Source organism: Coprobacter secundus subsp. similis (genome assembly GCF_015097275.1).
In the GTDB taxonomy this organism is placed as follows: domain Bacteria; phylum Bacteroidota; class Bacteroidia; order Bacteroidales; family Coprobacteraceae; genus Coprobacter; species Coprobacter secundus.
The window spans coordinates 3,069,306-3,087,080 of record NZ_AP023322.1 but is presented as its reverse complement, the minus strand read 5'-3'; the positions used below and the strand labels follow the sequence as shown (position 1 = coordinate 3,087,080).

Sequence of the window (17,775 nt, the reverse complement as noted above, 5' to 3'; positions counted from 1 at the left end):
ATTTTTGCTATTTTTGCAAAAAAAATGATTTGACACATTATTTATCAAATATATCAAGAAGTCTTGTATAAAACAACAAATCAAATAAACTAATTGAAATGGAGTACACTTTTTTCGACTTTTTGACCCTTATTGGCTCTTTAGGGCTTTTCTTGTATGGGATGAAAGTCATGAGCGAGGGGTTACAAAAAGTGGCAGGCGACCGGTTGAGAAGCATACTTACGGCAATGACGACCAATCGGGTGACCGGAGTACTGACCGGAGTATTGATTACCGCTCTTATCCAATCATCATCAGCAACAACCGTAATGGTTGTCAGTTTTGTCAATGCCGGACTTCTATCTCTGACCCAGTCTATCACCGTAATCATGGGTGCCAACGTAGGTACCACCGTCACAGCCTGGATTATCTCCATTTTCGGATTCAAAGTCAACATAAGTCTTTTTGCCCTTCCTCTCATCGGATTATCTATCCCATTTATTTTTTCCGGCAGTAGCAAACGTCGTTCCTGGGGAGAATTCATTATTGGCTTTGCATTCTTGTTTATGGGACTCGACTTTCTGAAAAACTCGGTTCCCGACTTACAAAGCAATCCGGAAATCCTATCGTTCCTCAGAGAATACACCAACATGGGATTTTTCTCAGTACTGCTTTTCCTGTTAATCGGAACTATTGTTACCATTATCGTACAGTCTTCCAGCGCTACCATGGCTATTACTCTAATTATGTGCAGCAAAGGATGGATTTCTTTCGATATAGCCGCTGCAATGGTATTAGGGGAAAATATAGGCACCACCATTACAGCCAATCTGGCAGCTCTATCGGGTAATGTCTCTGCAAAACGGGCTGCCTTTGCACACTTTATGTTTAATATATTCGGTGTCTGCTGGGTTCTCCTCTTATTTTATCCATTCACACGTTTCATCTCGTTCCTGGTGCATGAAATGACCGGTGGTTCCCCTACTGACCTAATGAATCTGATCAGCCATCAAAGTCCGGAGGTTGTAAATAAAATCTCTGCCGAGAATATAAGTAACCTTACTTCCGGGGAAGCGGCTTTACGGTCTCAATTTTTAGCCGCTCAAGTTACCGTCTCATACGCTCTGTCCTTGTTCCATACAGTATTCAATATCATCAACGTACTCATTATGGTATGGTTTGTAAAACTATATGTTTACATTGTGACACGAGTAATTACCGTCAAACACAGCGATGATGAAGAATTTCAACTTAAATTTATATCCGGCGGTCTACTGTCAACTTCCGAATTATCTCTTCTACAAGTAAAAAAAGAAATTGCCGTATATGCTGAACGCACCCAAAGGATGTTAGGTATGGTCAAGGACTTAGTACACGAGAAAGAAGGAAGTGAAGCTTATTCAAAAATATATAGTCGCATAGAAAAATACGAAAAAATAAGTGATCGTATGGAGCTGGAAATTGCAAATTATCTAAATAACGTAGCTGATGGACGTCTAAGTTATGAAGGTAAGCTTCAGGTAAGTGCCATGCTCACAATGACCTCAGAAATCGAAAGTATCGGAGACAGCTGTTTCCACCTGGCTCGGACTCTACTGCGCAAGCAAGAGTCGAAAGCTACGTTTACTGACGAAATCGTACAAGATGTAGATACCATGCTCCGATTGGTCAGCGAAGCTATTGAAAATATGATTATAATTCTCAATAAAAACGATGCTACAGATACAGATTTCAACAAAGCATACAATAAAGAAATGGAGATAAATAATTATCGTAATCAGTTACGTACACAAAATATAGAAAATATAAACTCAAAAAAATACGAATACCAATCCGGGACTCACTTCATGGATATCATTTCAGAATGTGAAAAATTAGGAGATTACGTAATCAACGTTATAGAAGCCGTTAAGGAAAAACGAGGAATTAAGAATTAGAATCCTGTATTATTGAATACAAAAAACTAAAAAATGCATCATAGATTTTGGTATACTCTTATGATGCATTTTTTATTGCCAGATTACCCGTTCCCCAAATCCCTGATTCAAAGAATAATAAAACTGACAATTACAAAAATTTCCGGTCTATATCGATTCAAAAATAAAATTAACCCTTCTTCATGCTCTTCTTTTTATAATTTTTTTTTAGAAAAATCATGTAATTAAAAAACAAGTACATTTTAACCCCCAAACCGAGAGACTTATCAGTCAAACATTTTACGGCATCGGTCTTAGAGCCTATTGTGCAAAAATCACTCAATTACCATATCCTCTGAAGACACAATCGAACAATTTTCTTATACAAGACTACAAAAGATTTCCTGCCTGCAAAATGGAGGAAAAACAGAAGAACTCAACCTCTTTTTCAATATAATAATCTTACATTAGAAATTACAGAAACTTCAATTCCAATAATCCATTCTAACTATGTAACAATAGCTTTTTCAATTCTATTACACCTTCCGTCGCACCTTTACGGATAACTCGAGTTACATTTCCGGATGGGTCTTTTACTTCATTCGGGTCAATCAAATAAACCGGTGTACCCCGATGCACATAATGCAATAACCCTGCCGCAGGATAGACATTCAAAGATGTACCAATTACCACAAAAATATCAGCAGCTTTTACCCACTCAATTGCCGGCTCTATCATCGGGACAGCTTCTCCGAACCAAACAATATAAGGGCGCAATTGGGCCCCATCATCAGCGACATCGCCTAAATGAATCTCCGGATGTTCGGGCGATAACTCATAGACTAAATTTTCATCCTTTTCCGACCTTACTTTCATCAACTCCCCATGTAAATGCAATACATTATGGCTTCCTGCTCTCTCATGAAGGTTATCAACATTCTGGGTTATAATATATACATCAAAATTTTTTTCTAAATCAACCAATCCTAAATGTCCCCCATTAGGTTGGGAAGAAATAAGGGTTTTACGTAACATATTGTAAAAATTAAGCACCAATCCAGGATTCCTAAACCACCCTTCGGGAGTAGCAACATCTTCTACACGATGTTGTTCCCACAATCCATCACTACTGCGAAAGGTAGATAATCCGCTTTCTGCACTCATTCCAGCTCCTGTCAGTACAACTATTTTTTTCATAATCGACTTTTTTTAAGTTATAAAAACTATAAACCGGCAACTTTCACATCTTCCGCACAAAACAATATTATACTGAAATGTGTTTGATTTTAAAAGTTTGTATTATTCAGTTAGCACAAATTTATATTTTTTTTTAATAGAAAATAAGAGAACTATACAATAAAAACTCTATCTTCGCCCGTAATTTACGGAAATACATAAAATGGGTAGAGAAAATACAATATCCTAATTTTAACAAAAAAATATGGACAAATTAAGTTATGCATTAGGCCTGAGTATGGGCAACAATTTTAAAAGTTCCGGCATACAATCTCTGAATATCGATGATTTTGCCAACGGGGTGAAAGCAATATATGAAAATATAAAACCCGAAATGTCATACGATGAAGCCAAACAAATTATAAATGAGTTCTTTACCCGTATGCAACAAGAGATTACAGAAAAAAATCGTGAAATAGGAGAAAAGTTTTTGGTAGAAAATAAAAAACGTGCAGGAGTAATTACTCTACCCAGCGGACTACAATATGAGGTTATAACCGAAGGTAAAGGGGCAAAGCCTAAAGCCACAGATAGGGTTAAATGCCATTATGAAGGACAGTTAATAAACGGACAAGTATTCGACAGTTCCGTCAAAAGAGGAGAACCTGCCGTATTTGGCGTAAATCAGGTAATTCCGGGATGGGTAGAAGCTCTTCAACTTATGCCTGTAGGCTCGAAATGGAAACTATATATTCCTTCTGATCTCGCTTATGGAGAAAAAGGTGCCGGTGAAGCTATAGCTCCGAATTCGACATTGATTTTTGAAGTAGAATTGCTCGATATAGTATAAACTTTATTATAACAACAAAAAATGAAAAAAACAGTTTTATTTTCAATTATGGCTGCTGGCTGTGTTGCTTTCGGGCTAACATCTTGCGATAGCAAAGCCGGTACAAATCTAAAAACAGATGTCGATAGTGTCAGCTATGCTTATGGTGTGCTCAATGGTACCGATATGGCTGAAGGCATCAAACAATACCCTAAAAAAATCGAAGCTTCTGAGTTGATTAAAGGTATCGCACAGACATTGAACAGCGATTCTACCAAAATGTCATACGAACTGGGTATGAACATCGGTGTAAACTTGAAACAACAATTCGAACAAATGGGACAGCAAGGTATCGAAATCAATAAAGCTACTTTCCTCGCCGCCCTTAGTAAATCTATAAAAGGAGATTCTACTATCCTATCAAGAAGTCAGGCAGAACAAGTTTACCAAGCTTTTATGACCTCTTTCCAAGAAAAAAGAATGAAAGCCGAAGAAGCGAAAATCGCTGAAAGCCCTGAAGCTAAGAAAAATGCAGCTGAAGGTAAAAAATTCTTAGAAGAAAAATCGAAAGAAGCCGGTGTACAAAAAACTGCGTCAGGATTGCTCTATAAAGTAATCAAAGAAGGTAAAGGTGAAAAACCGACAGCTACCAGCAATGTAAAAATCAATTACAAAGGAACTTTAATCGACGGAAAACAATTTGACGCCAATAAAAATACTACAATGAATGTAGGCCAAGTCGTTCCTGGATTTAGAGAAGCTTTGATGTTAATGACTCCGGGGTCTACATACCAAGTATATATCCCTGCAGAATTAGGTTACGGGTTACGCCAGACCGGCTCTATCCCTGTAAACTCTACATTGATTTTTGACATAGACCTTCTCGAAGTTGAAGCTCCTTCAAAATAAAATGTAAATAACCAGTCTAAATAAAAAGAGAACCGGGATGTTACTCCGGTTCTCTTTTTGTTCGTAACAATAACATAAATACATACCACATGATGAAAAAATATATCTTAATCCTCTGTTGCCTGCTTTCCATTTCTGCTTTTGGCAAAAAGAAAGATAAAACCCTGGCAACTCCTGCCGACAGTACCGGATACGCTTACGGCTTGCTCAACGGTGCAGAAATGGCTGAAGGAATAAAAAAATTTCCTCACAAAATAGAAATGAAAGCCTTCATCAAAGGGTTTAAGGCAACTTTTACAACCGATACAACAAAACGCTCATACGAAATGGGATTAAATTTCGGTATTGGGTTAAAAGAGCAGTTAGAAAAAATGTCTAAAGAAGGGATTAACCTTGATAAACAAGCTTGCCAAGATGCCCTTATTGCAGTATTGAGCGAACAACCAACTCTCTTGGATAAAGAAAATGCCGAAAAGTTATGGACAGAAGTTATGAACACTTATCGTGAAAGGAAACAAAAAGAAATAGAAGAACAGAAAAAAGCCGAAGCCGCCAAAAACTTAGCCGAAGGAAAAGCTTTTCTTACTGAAAAAGAAAAAGAGCCCGAGGTTATCAAAACAGCATCGGGATTATTATACAAGGTCTTAAAACAGGGAGAAGGTCCACTAATCACCTCCAATTGTAAAGTGAAAGTTCATTATACCGGAAAATTAATCGACGGCACCAAATTTGACAGCTCATATGACCGAGGGAAACCCCTTGAAATAGGTGTGACTAATGTGATTAAAGGCTGGACAGAAGCCCTTCAACTCATGAATAAAGGAAGTAAATATATTCTCTATATACCGGCAGAACTAGCATATGGTGAACGAGGAGCAGGCAGAGATATAAAACCAAATTCCGTATTAGAATTCGAAATCGAAATAATAGATGTCACTTGCCCGGACAAAAAATAAAATCATATTTACAATTAAAACTATAATTATGGATAGAAATAGCAAGATAAGTTCAATATATCTTTCTCAAAAACAAACAAATTTCTGATAAAAAGTGAATTTTTGAACTATTTCATTCATAATTTGCATATTTATTCCAAAAAAAGAGTTACTTTTGCTGACATAATGATTAAATTCTTCAGTAATGGAAAAAATTGATAACCTTGATAGACAAATACTAGAAATCATTATGCGCAATGCGCGTATACCATCTAAAGATGTAGCGATAAAATGTGGCGTCTCTCGGGCTGCTATTCATCAACGAATACAACGAATGATTGATATGGGTGTAATTATAGGTTCTGGATACCACGTCAATCCCAAAACTCTTGGATATCGGACTTGCACATATATCGGGGTAAAACTTGAAAAAGGCTCTATGTATAAAGATGTGGTTCCGGAACTTGAGAAAATACCTGAAGTTGTCGAATGTCATTTTACAACAGGCCCGTATACGATGCTTTGTAAATTATATGCACGGGACAACGAACACCTTATGGAACTTCTTAACGACAAAATACAAGAAATACATGGTGTTACTGCTACGGAAACATTGATATCTTTAGAACAAAGTATGAATCGGGAGATTCCCATCAAAAAGAAAGAAGATAAATAAATATAATAAGCTTCTACTCGAATTAAACAAAATTGAGGAAATTCTATTGACTAAGGAGTATACGAAGAGTATGCTCCTTATCTTTTTGTATTTTGGCAATCAACTTCTCTATATTCGAAAACCTCTCTTCCTCCCGCAAAAACGCAATCAAAAAGACCTTCAAGACACACCCATACAAATTTCCCGAAAAATCGAAAAGATTCACTTCTATACTCCTGTCACTTCCATTACTCACCGTAGGCCGTGTTCCAATATTCAACATCCCGTTCTTCAAACTACCGTTCGGCAACTGTACCCGCACAGCATAAACACCATTTGCCGGAATGATTTTATTATTGTCCGTCAATCTGAGATTTGCCGTAGGGAACCCCAATTCTCGACCCAATTTATGCCCTTCAATCACTTCTCCCTCCAGGCAATACGAATAAGTCAATAATGAAGCTGCCTCTTCAACTTTTCCCTGAGACAGTAACGTACGCACTACGGAAGAACTCACATGTTTACCACCAGGATGGTAGGCTTGAGCGCGAATAATATCAACACCTAACTCTTTTCCATACCGTACGTAATCTGAAAAACCTTCCAACCGATTATGTCCAAAACGATGATCATAACCGACATATAAACAAGAGATACCATAATCCTCAGCTAAAAAAGATATAAACTGCCGGGCAGATAACATGGACATATCTTGAGTAAAATCAAGTACGATACAATAATCGAGTTCCGTTTCCGAAAGATGTTGCATCCGCTCCTCAAAAGAATTAATCAAATGTGGACAGTAATTATTGTGCAATACCTGACGTGGATGACTCCGGAAAGTAACAACCGCTGAAGACATATTCCTTTCACGAGCTGTCTGAACAATATTCCCAATAAGAGCCTGATGCCCCAAATGGACTCCATCAAAAAAACCGATACCGGCAACCAACATGCCGGGAGAAATAATATTAGGCTTCTCAATTATCTTCATCGCATCATAAATCAGGCATCAAAGATACAAGAAAATTCTTTTTCATACATAAATATAGTTTTATAAAGAAACGAACATTAGTTCATACCGATAAACTCTTCCGAAACCTGCCAACTACACTTTATCCCTAAATCGACAGAAAACTTCGAATAAAAAATTTCAATAAAATTGTTCTGATATATTATTTGTAAACCAACTATTTAGCTTATTCATCAACAAGAAATCAATATAAAATCACAATATTTATTTGGTCATTTCAGAAAAAAGCAGTAATATTGCATCGCTTTTGAGAAAACTCAAGCCGGTCCTATAGCTCAGTTGGTTAGAGCATCTGACTCATAATCAGGGGGTCCTTGGTTCAAGCCCAAGTGGGACCACATCAGAAAAAGACTTACAATAAATTGTAAGTCTTTTTCTATTAATAGAAATCCTAAATTAAAATAATGAACTTTGTTCAATACGAAAGCTCCGAACATTCCGGTCTTTTATGATATCTTCATCAGATACACTTCCAATAAGAAGTGGGGAATTTACATTATGCTTTTCTCCATTACGTCGAATCTTATCGTAACACTTCTTATTGGCATAGCAATATACACAACCATTAAGGCAGCTATCATACATGCCTATATCGAGGCTTTCGATACAATTGCAAAACAAGCGCTGATTTTTATCTTTCCTGGCAGAAATAGAATAACCTGTAATCTGTTCAATAAGACTCTGACTAATACAAGCATCTTCGGAAACTCCCAAATAACCTAAATTTATTTTAGTAGCACACGTATTCAATTTGATAGCAAACTCTGAAGCAATTTCCTGAAAAGCAGAAACTACGTCTTCAATTACTTCTTTCTCCAAAGAATGTATATTGAATTTAGCCATAGCAGGACGAATATGACTATAACAATCTATAAATTCCAGTGTACATCTATCCGTATAATCTTTCAACTCAAATGCAATTCGGGCAAAAGCATCTTTGTGAAAAGATATACTATATTCTTCATTTATAAATATAGGATCATAACGCCAAATCACTCTTTCTTTACCAATTTTGTCAGAAAGGGTCTTAAATATCTTTAAACGTTCTGTCAACGAAGGTAGTTTTCTTTCTATTTCCTGCCCATAAGGATTCAAGGTAAATTGAAAATAATACTTATAATCCCCCAACTGATCTAATTCACCAATCATAGGTGCCGGATTTTTACTCCAAAACACAATACAATCAATCCAAGCCGGCTTTAAGCTAACACGACTTACCATTCTGGGATTATATGGATTAGGAACCAATACATATCCTTCTCTTAGCCGGTTGAAAAACCACCGAGAATAAAATGCCGGAATATCAGTTCTTCGACTCGCACTTATTATCATACCATAAAATATTTATTATAAAAGTAAACGAAATGTCATCCATGCACAATTTCCTTTCCTTAAAATATAAAAATAAATCATCCAAAACTTTACAAAATAATCCATATTCCTAAAAAATCCAAATAAGAAATCGTATGTTTATTCAATTTTTTGTACGTTTGTTATATATAAGTCACATTGAATATGAAAAAAGCTATCAAACTATTCCTTTACATTATACTATGTTTCATACCGACAGTCTTGTCTGCCCAAATGCTAATAGTTTGCGCCCCGGAATTCGCAGATGAAATGAAACCTTTTATCCAATGGAAAACACAGAAGGGCATGAAAGTGGAACTGATAACGATGGATAAAATAGGCTCGACGGCAGCGGAACTTAAAAATTACGTCGCTGATTATTACAAGAAAAATAACAATCGTTACCTTCTATTAGTCGGGGATGCCGAGCAGATACCTGTACATTTTTGTTACGAAATTACCAAGCCCGACCCGAATACCGCTTACTCTGACGCAGAGTACGGTTATATATCCAGTGACGAATATCCGCCATCTGTGCTGGTAGGCCGTTTTTCCGCAAAAACAACAGAAGATGTACGTACTCAGGTAGAAAGAGTTATCTACTATGAACGAGACATAGATGAGTCTGCAACATGGCTGGGAAACAGCATAGGCATTGCCGACCCCTCCTCCAATGAAAAAGGAGATAATGACGAAACAGACATCCAGCACATCCGGACCATAAATGATATTTTGAAAGATAACAACTATACAACCTATGAAATCAGTAAAAAAAATGACCTTGTAGAACAACTTGACAAAGGATGCGGCATTGTCAATTATACAGGACACGGTTACACCGAATCTTGGGCAACAACCGGATTCTCTGTCAACGATGTCAATAAGCTGACCAATATAAACCGGTTACCTTTCATCATTGCTGCCGGCTGTCAAAACGGGCACTTCAGATTGGGGACTTGCCTATCCGAAGCATTTTTGAGAGGACAGACTCAAGAAAGAAAGCCTGTGGGAGCTATTGGAATGTTAGGTTTTACCATTCAGATATACTGGAATCCTCCTATGTTAGGACAAGACGAATTTATAAAAATACTGACATCTGACAACTCCCCAAAAATCCTTGGAGAGGTTATAAACTCTGCTTATAAGAAAGTAATCGAAGTATATAAAGGCAGCGGTTCTGATGCAGCGAAACAATGGTCTCTGTTTGGAGACCCCAGCCTACTTTTACGAAGAAGAACCCCTCAAAACATGAATATCGTTTATGATAAAACTTTGCCCGTCGGCACGTCATCCATAAATATAGATTGTGATACAGACGGCGCTACCGTAGCTTTGTCGGCAAACGATAAACTATTGGACGTACAGACTGTTACCGACGGACAGGCATCTCTTTCTTTTCCGGAAATAGAACAGGATATAACCCTATATGTCACTATAACTGCTCAAGACAAAGTTACACACCAAGGCAAAATCATCGTGGGAAAAGGGTCTGGAATAGAAAAAAACAATATCAATAACTCCGTTCTGATTTATCCCAATCCTTCTACCGGAACCATCACATTATCTGGTATCTCATCTCTTCAAGAGCCTGTATTGGCTCTGATTTATTCTCCTGACGGACAGTTGATAAAAGAAATCGAGATAAAAGAAAATGTTCCTTTTACCCTTTCTGTTGAGCCAGGTACTTATTTTCTGCAAATACCAAACAAATCATTAACCCGGAAAATTGTCGTAATTCATTAATATATCATAAATTAGAAATATAACAGTATCTAAATTTTAAACCGCTATTCTGATTATTTTTTATCCAATTCTTCAAGGTCACATGCAAATTGCTAATTTATTCATTATTAAGAAATCTTCAGGGAAACAACACAAAAAAAACTTCTGCGCCTATATTATACGAATTAATAATAATAAATAAGGAATAATTAATTGTTCATCGTTAGCCATTCATCATTAATATAAAAATAATCCGAGAATAATTATACTTCTTCCTATCAAAGCACCGAATATACCGGGTCTCCATCAATTAAGGAAAAATTAAAGCTTTTTCAACGACTGATTCATATATATAACAGATACTTCCTCCCCTCAGTACCTGATTTCCAATTAATTTTTATTTAAAAATTTGAGTGAAATTATCATACTAATTATCATATATTTAACACCTCATCTATAATTCAAAAAGTAATAAAATTGCAATTCTATTACTCAATGTAGAAGTATAATAACAGAGTTTACCCCAATACTTCCAGCCTATCTATTTACATTTAAAAAAATTTTTATCATCATCACCTTTTAAAATCATACTAATTATGAAAAACTTCCTGTTATTATTTACATTCTTAGCAACAATCACACTGCCCTTGGACGCTGAAATAAAAAAACAAGTCTTGTTTCACGATAGTTCCAGCCCCGAATTTTACGACCAAAGCTGGCTCAATATCAAAGCACCAAGCAGTATTTCTCTACCCACAGGTAAAACCGATAAATTTCCTATATCGACACAGATAAAAAAAGATGGAGACAATGCAATAGAACTAACCTGGACATCTAAACCAAATGGCGAATGGAAAGCTTTAGTCGCAGGTCTAAACTGGGATATGTTCAGAATGGAAGGAGTATCTGAACTCAGATTCTGGATGTATGCCCCCAAAGCTTTTGACATTGAATATTTACCGGACATTAATATGGAAGGCCATTATGGCGGTCAATGCGGCAAATTGAAATTGAGTAATTATATTCAGTCTATCTCCCCTGAAAAATGGATACAGATACGAATTCCAATAAATGATTTCCGCACGGTTTCGAAAGACTTCGAAGGTTTTAATAGCATTAAAGGTGTCTTTTTCCATCAATCAGCTACAGACGGAAATACTCATACTTTATATCTGGATGAATTTGAATTTATTCCCATTTTAACAACCCCAGTTTTCAACAACGATAAACTCGTAGGATTATGGACATTCGACAACTTGGATAACCCCTTTATGGCAACTAAGGGTTCAGATATTGAACCTCATGGAAACTGGAGCAAGACGGGAGGCTATACCGAAACTGACCAAGCTATCGAAATACCCCAAGGGACAAAGAATTATCTGAAAGTAAGCCATACTATTTATCCCAACGGGACAAATGATGGTCAATTCGAACGGGTAAATAGTTACGCAATGCTATATGACATTATGGTAGAAAATGCATCTCAGTGGCACTGTCTTTTCCAGACAGACACAAATAACGATGTAGACGGCACTATATTTATTAATCCCGACGGAAAAATCGGATGCGGAACAACACATTATACGAATAATAGAGTTATCCAGAATAATACATGGACCCGGATTCTCATAAATGCCAGTCTGGCTGGAGATAAAACTATTTATGAATTTTGGGTCGATGGAGAAAAAGTCCTTACAACAGCCTGCAATCTTGCACCAGACAACAATCGTTTTTCTTTAGGTAAAGAATTTTTATTTTTTGCAGACGATAACGGAGACGACGGAGATATAAATGTTGCAGAATTAGTGCTATTTAACCGCCATTTAGATGACTCAGAAATAAAAGCGATTGGAGGTATTTCCCAAGAACTACCAGATTTCAGCCAAGATAACCGAGTCGACGGTTACTGGAATTTCGATGACAAAAACGACTTGAACCAAGCACAAAAAGGAAACAATCTGACTTTAAACAGTATGCAGGGAGAAGAAGTTCTTCAAAAAGCTGTCGACGGTCCGGAAGTGGGAAACGGTGCTATGCAAATAGGAGTTGGCAGTTTTTTGATCTGTACACATAACATCAGCCCGAATGGGCCTAATTTGCCAATATCGAGAGTAAATGAATATTGTATGATGTATGATATCAAATACACAGATATCAGTAAATCCCGTTCTATTTTTCAATCAGACCCAAACAACCAGAAAGATGGAAGTCTTTTTGTCCGAAGTGACGGAGCAATAGGTTTGGCCGGAACTATCGGATATAGTGACGGAGGGTATATTGAAAAAGATATCTGGAACAGAATCGTCATAAATGTTCGTTTAGGAAAAAGTGAAAATTGTTTTTTCTCCGTATATTTAAATGGCAACCTTATTTTTGAAGGTGATAAACCGGAGATAGACAATCCGAATATGTCATTAAAAGATGTATTCCTGTTATTCGCTGATGACAATGAGGAAAACGGATATGTCGCAATATCTCAATTCGCTTTATTTAACACATGGTTAACTGATACTGAAATTCGGGAACTCGGAGGCTTCATAAAAGAAAAGGAAACCGAAATGTTACCTTACCTCCAGGCTCCAACTCCCCATTCCATTGTGATAAACTGGCATACTATGGAAAAAGAGAATATGCCGACCGTAGTATATGGGACCCGTAAAGACAACCTAAATAACACAATTTCAGGAAGTAATGAAATGGTAGGAGATCACATTTGGAATACCGTCAAATTAACCGGACTAGAACCTGACACCGAATATTTTTATCAATGTAAATCGGGACCTTACCAATCGGATATTTGTGCTTTTAGAACTCCTATGGAAGGTAAAGCCTCTAAAGTCCGGCTTATCCTTGTCAGTGATTCCCAAGACAATGACAAAGTTACTGCTCAAATGGTAAAACGCTTCACCGAAATGTTAAAAGTAAAATATGGAAAAGATTTACATAATCATATCAATTTAATTTGTCATACAGGAGATATGGTAAGTGGTGGAGGAGTAATCGACCAATATGAAAATCGCTTCTTCCGTCCATTCTCACCTCTGACCAATGCCATCCCCGTCGCAACTACCCCAGGAAATCATGAAGTAGAAAGTAAATTCTATTATGGATATGTCAAATACGATGACTTTGCAAATGGTATCTCTGGCGTAAATCCAGAAAGCTTTTATACCCTAAATATAAACGGAGTACAAATTCTTATGCTTAACAGTAATACACCGTTAAGACTGCAATCGCAACTCGACTGGCTCAAAACCCAACTCGACAACAGTAAGGACGATAACAATACCGTCTTTTCACTTGGTTTTTGTCACCATGTATTTTATAGCGAATTATGGCCTGGAGGTTCTGGAGCAGGATTGACAGAAGATACATATCAGGGAACACCTTTTGTAGGAAAGATTATCGATATTTTGAAAAAATACCCCAAAGTACAATCGCTAATTACAGGGCATGTTCACGGATACGAGCGGCATGTTTTGCCCGGAGAAAACAGTTCCGGACGAGACTTTCTGGAGATAGTTTTAGGTGGAGCCGGAGGAAATCTCGACCGCTGGGGAAGCAACTCCACCGGCCCGGATATATATGAAGTAAAAAAATCGTTAGATCATTACCATTTTGCCTTATTAGAATTAGACCTTGAGCGTAATTCTTTCGAAGGGAACATGTATAGTTTCGGGAATCCCGATAAGCCTCTCGACTGTATCATTGAAGATACCTGGTATGGGAAATTAAATCAGGACGCGCCACAAACGCCATCAATAGAAGCCTATGCAACCGATATAGTTACAGTATCCGATTATCATGGAACCGATAGTTTAATGACTATAGAAATACAAATCGATGAAAAAAATGGAAATTTCGGATCTCCTGTTTACAGCAAAAAAATAGATGCTATAAATATTTATGGTGTCGATAACAAATTTAATCCTGTAAATATCAACGCTGGAGTCAATCTGAAAAATATAGATATATCTCCCGCCGGATTATCCAACGAGAAATCTTATCTGATACGGGTCCGCTTCCGCGATTATAACTTAAAATGGAGTGACTGGTCAGAAACTTATCAGATACCAGTATTTACCTCTACAAAAACTGATACAAATAAGAATGTGAGAGCTTTTCAAAAAGAAAAAATTCTACATGTACAGTTACCAGCTACATTATCAGGGCAAGTCCAAATCGCATTGCATGATATATCTTCCAAATGCATCTTTAACAAAAAAATAGAAGGTATGGCATCTAATCAGGATATTCCCCTTTCTATCGAAAATTTACCTAACGGAATATATTTTTTATCTGTCTTTTTCGATAATCAGGAAGAACATTTAAAATTACTTTTACAATAAAATTATCCATTTTCATCTATACAAAAACAAGGATATTCCGATGACAGAATATCCTTGTTTTTATTTAAGCACATATATAAAATTTCCTAAATCCTTTAATAACTTATTATTTAGCTCCAACTTCGCGAACCATATTTTTAAGACATTTTATTACAAATAGTTCCATTATCTCTAAATAAATAAACAAAATTCTCTTTTTTAGTGTTTTCATTATAGGGCATCTATTTGTACCGAGAGATGCAACTCATCACTATTGACGTTAAACAAACTATAATGAAAAAAGAATCAAAAAAAATATGGACTATCGGACATTCTATGCATTCTTTCGAAACATTTGTTGCAATGTTAGAAAACTTCCAAATAGAAGTATTAGCAGATGTAAGACGTTTTCCCGGTTCAGAGAAATTCCTACAATTCTCCAAATCTCATTTTGAAAGGTACCTACCCCAAAATAACATCAAATATCAGACAATACCTTTATTAGGAGGAAGAAGAGAGCCAAAAACTGAATCAGGAAATAAATTTTGGCAAAATCCATCATTCAAGGGATATGCCGACTATATGGATTCGGACAACTTCAGAGAAGGTATTCGTGAGCTCAGCTCTACTGCAAATCATTATAAAACAGCGATTATGTGTGCCGAAGCTGTCTGGTGGCGATGTCACAGAGGGCTTATCTCTGATTATTTAAAAGCTGAAGGTTGGATTGTAATGCACATTATGGGCATTGAACAAATTATCGAACACCCATATACGCGGGCTGCCCGAATCATCAATGGCAAACTTAGTTATTCTCATCCGGTAAACGGAGACGAATGCAATTAATCACACTTACTAAATATAAATTTATGTCAAAAATAGAAATAAGAGATATATCTATCATTTTCGGTAATGAAAAAACAAAAGCTCGAAAAATGCTCGACGAGCATAAAAGCAAACAAGACATCTTGAAAGCTACAGGATGTACTGTCGCTGTAAAGAATGCCAATCTATCGATAAATGAGGGAGAAATCTTTGTTATTATGGGATTATCAGGCAGCGGAAAATCTACTCTCTTACGTTGCATCAATCGACTCATAAAACCCACATCCGGTGAGGTGTTTATCGATAATATAAACATTATTAGAATTCCCGATAAAGAACTACTGGGGATTCGAAGAAAAAAGATGTCAATGGTATTCCAGCATTTCGGACTATTACCGCACAGAAGTGTCCTCAGCAATGTCGCATTCGGACTCGAATTACAAGGTATAGATAAAACAAAACGGTTAAACAAAGCAAAGCAAAGTATCGACATCGTTGGTCTCAAAGGATATGAGGAACAAAAGGTAAGTGAACTTTCAGGTGGAATGCAACAACGTGTAGGGTTGGCACGAGCATTGGCAAATAATCCGGAAATACTATTAATGGATGAAGCATTTTCGGCTTTAGACCCTCTTATCCGAGAACAAATGCAAGATGAGTTATTGGAGTTACAGTGCAAAATGCAAAAAACAATAGTATTCATCACGCATGACTTAGACGAAGCTATAAAATTAGGAGATAGAATCGCTATTATGAAAGATGGAGAAGTTATCCAAACTGGAACTCCCGAAGAAATATTGACAAATCCTGCAGATAAATATGTAGCCCGCTTCACCGAAAATGTCGATCGTGGACGTGTAATTACAGCAGCTTCTATCATGATAAAAAGACCCGTAACTGTCCGATTGCAACGAGAAGGTCCGGAAGCCATACTTCGAAAAATGAGAGAAAAAAACCTTTTTGCTCTTCCGGTAATTGGTAAAAATGATGAATTCATCGGAGAAATAAGATTAAGAGATGTTATAAAACTACGTGAAAAAGGAGAAAAAAACATCGATTCGATCATATTTACAGAAATTCCTTCTGTTTTAGAAAATACTACAGTGGAAGACATGCTTCCCTTATTGAATAAGGTAAGGCAAGCCATACCGGTAGTAAATGAAAAAGGTCAATTAGCCGGAATGGTCTCGCCATCATCCGTAATCATTGAAATGACCGGAAAAGACAAAGTTGAAATAAACGAAATTATACAAAATGCTATAGACTTATGATAATTAATATAGGAAAATACATTGAAATTGCAATAGACTGGATAACCGAAAACTTCACATCTTTTTTCGATGGAATCGACCATATTGTGGGAAACTTCATCAATGGTTTCCAATATGGACTCAATTGGATACCTTTCTACATAACCATCGCAATAATCGCTCTACTGGCCTTTTATAAAGCAGGAAAAGCAATCGGCATATTCACGATATTAGGTCTGTTCCTCATCTACGCAATGGGATTTTGGGCAGCCACTATGGAAACTTTGGCTCTTGTACTATCTTCAGCAATCATAGCTTTAATTTTAGGTCTTCCATTAGGCATCTGGTCTGCAGAAAACAAAAAAGTCGAAAAAATAATGCATCCGATTCTGGATCTTATGCAGACGATGCCGGCCTTTGTCTATTTAATTCCAGCTGTTCTCTTCTTCGGGTTGGGCAATGTACCGGGCGCATTTGCCACTGTTATTTTTGCAATGCCACCGGTTGTACGATTAACCACTTTAGGGCTGAAACAAGTGCCCAAAGACATAGTAGAAGCCGGATATTCTTTCGGAGCTACCCGAAGTCAACTTCTGTTTAAGATACAGCTACCTCTGGCCCTACCTACAATAATGACCGGAATAAACCAAACGATTATGATGTCTCTATCAATGGTTGTAATCGCAGCCATGATATCTGCCGGTGGTCTTGGAGAAGTTGTCCTGAAAGGTATTACTCAAATGAAAATCGGATTAGGATTCGAAGGCGGTATAGCTGTAGTAATTCTTGCTATTATTTTGGATAGAATCACTCAAGGATTTGTAAAACGAAAGAAATGAACCAAACACAAATATCAAATTAATCCCAT

General features: G+C 36.8%; 13 protein-coding genes, 1 tRNA gene and 1 pseudogene. 12 read left to right on the top strand and 3 right to left on the bottom strand.

All coding sequences use genetic code 11. From position 1 onward, the window contains the following. Nucleotides 1-98: 98 nt before the first annotated feature. Nucleotides 99-1,584, top strand: a pseudogene (locus Cop2CBH44_RS16790) (Na/Pi cotransporter family protein); the annotation flags it as partial. Nucleotides 1,585-1,634: 50 nt separating this feature from the next. Beyond that, a complete protein-coding gene (locus Cop2CBH44_RS16785) occupies nt 1,635-1,916 on the top strand; it encodes a PhoU domain-containing protein (RefSeq protein ID WP_416336718.1) in 282 nt (93 codons plus the stop codon). Between the two features lie 483 nt (nt 1,917-2,399). Here the strand turns inward: Cop2CBH44_RS16785 and Cop2CBH44_RS12310 are convergent, their stop codons facing one another. After that, nucleotides 2,400-3,092: an SIR2 family NAD-dependent protein deacylase gene (locus Cop2CBH44_RS12310; protein ID WP_021930855.1), complete on the bottom strand. Its 693-nt coding sequence runs from the start codon at nt 3,090-3,092 to the stop codon at nt 2,400-2,402. Nucleotides 3,093-3,336: 244 nt separating this feature from the next. On the opposite strand from Cop2CBH44_RS12310, the gene Cop2CBH44_RS12305 reads away from it, so the two are divergent. The 4 genes from Cop2CBH44_RS12305 to Cop2CBH44_RS12290 all read left to right on the top strand — a co-directional run bounded on the left by Cop2CBH44_RS12305 (nt 3,337) and on the right by Cop2CBH44_RS12290 (nt 6,420). Then, a complete protein-coding gene (locus Cop2CBH44_RS12305; RefSeq protein WP_055097385.1) occupies nt 3,337-3,921 on the top strand; it encodes a BamJ family beta-barrel-assembly machinery protein in 585 nt (194 codons plus the stop codon). A 21-nt stretch (nt 3,922-3,942) separates the two neighbouring features. Further along, nucleotides 3,943-4,809, top strand: a complete 867-nt coding sequence (locus Cop2CBH44_RS12300; RefSeq protein WP_200754919.1) for a BamJ family beta-barrel-assembly machinery protein — start codon at nt 3,943-3,945, stop codon at nt 4,807-4,809. Between the two features lie 89 nt (nt 4,810-4,898). Then, nucleotides 4,899-5,765 carry a BamJ family beta-barrel-assembly machinery protein gene (locus Cop2CBH44_RS12295; protein ID WP_021930858.1) on the top strand — a complete coding sequence of 289 codons (867 nt, stop codon included), beginning with the start codon at nt 4,899-4,901 and terminating at the stop codon, nt 5,763-5,765. A gap of 184 nt (nt 5,766-5,949) precedes the next feature. Then, nucleotides 5,950-6,420 (top strand): Lrp/AsnC family transcriptional regulator, encoded by a 471-nt coding sequence (locus tag Cop2CBH44_RS12290; RefSeq protein ID WP_021930859.1) that lies wholly within the window; start codon nt 5,950-5,952, stop codon nt 6,418-6,420. A gap of 43 nt (nt 6,421-6,463) precedes the next feature. Here the strand turns inward: Cop2CBH44_RS12290 and ribF are convergent, their stop codons facing one another. Then, entirely contained in the window at nt 6,464-7,393 is a 930-nt protein-coding gene (gene ribF / locus Cop2CBH44_RS12285; RefSeq protein ID WP_021930860.1) for a riboflavin biosynthesis protein RibF, read from the bottom strand. 303 nt (nt 7,394-7,696) lie between these two features. On the opposite strand from ribF, the gene Cop2CBH44_RS12280 reads away from it, so the two are divergent. After that, a tRNA-Ile gene (locus tag Cop2CBH44_RS12280) sits at nt 7,697-7,770 on the top strand. A 58-nt stretch (nt 7,771-7,828) separates the two neighbouring features. Here the strand turns inward: Cop2CBH44_RS12280 and Cop2CBH44_RS12275 are convergent. Continuing rightward, a complete protein-coding gene (locus Cop2CBH44_RS12275) occupies nt 7,829-8,764 on the bottom strand; it encodes a DUF1848 domain-containing protein (RefSeq protein ID WP_021930861.1) in 936 nt (311 codons plus the stop codon). 183 nt (nt 8,765-8,947) lie between these two features. On the opposite strand from Cop2CBH44_RS12275, the gene Cop2CBH44_RS12270 reads away from it, so the two are divergent. The 5 genes from Cop2CBH44_RS12270 to Cop2CBH44_RS12250 all read left to right on the top strand — a co-directional run bounded on the left by Cop2CBH44_RS12270 (nt 8,948) and on the right by Cop2CBH44_RS12250 (nt 17,746). Further along, a complete protein-coding gene (locus Cop2CBH44_RS12270) occupies nt 8,948-10,525 on the top strand; it encodes a C25 family cysteine peptidase (protein WP_200754918.1) in 1,578 nt (525 codons plus the stop codon). Nucleotides 10,526-11,100: 575 nt separating this feature from the next. Further along, nucleotides 11,101-14,853 carry a fibronectin type III domain-containing protein gene (locus tag Cop2CBH44_RS12265; protein WP_200754917.1) on the top strand — a complete coding sequence of 1,251 codons (3,753 nt, stop codon included), beginning with the start codon at nt 11,101-11,103 and terminating at the stop codon, nt 14,851-14,853. Between the two features lie 273 nt (nt 14,854-15,126). Further along, the gene (locus tag Cop2CBH44_RS12260; protein WP_200754916.1) at nt 15,127-15,678 is read left to right on the top strand and encodes a DUF488 domain-containing protein; all 552 of its coding nucleotides are present in this window, start codon (nt 15,127-15,129) and stop codon (nt 15,676-15,678) included. 23 nt (nt 15,679-15,701) lie between these two features. Further along, nucleotides 15,702-16,928 carry a quaternary amine ABC transporter ATP-binding protein gene (locus Cop2CBH44_RS12255; protein ID WP_200754915.1) on the top strand — a complete coding sequence of 409 codons (1,227 nt, stop codon included), beginning with the start codon at nt 15,702-15,704 and terminating at the stop codon, nt 16,926-16,928. Further along, complete coding sequence (locus tag Cop2CBH44_RS12250; protein WP_200755971.1) at nt 16,928-17,746, top strand: ABC transporter permease; 819 nt, start codon at nt 16,928-16,930, stop codon at nt 17,744-17,746. Before Cop2CBH44_RS12255 ends, Cop2CBH44_RS12250 begins: the two co-directional genes overlap by 1 nt. Nucleotides 17,747-17,775 lie beyond the last annotated feature (29 nt).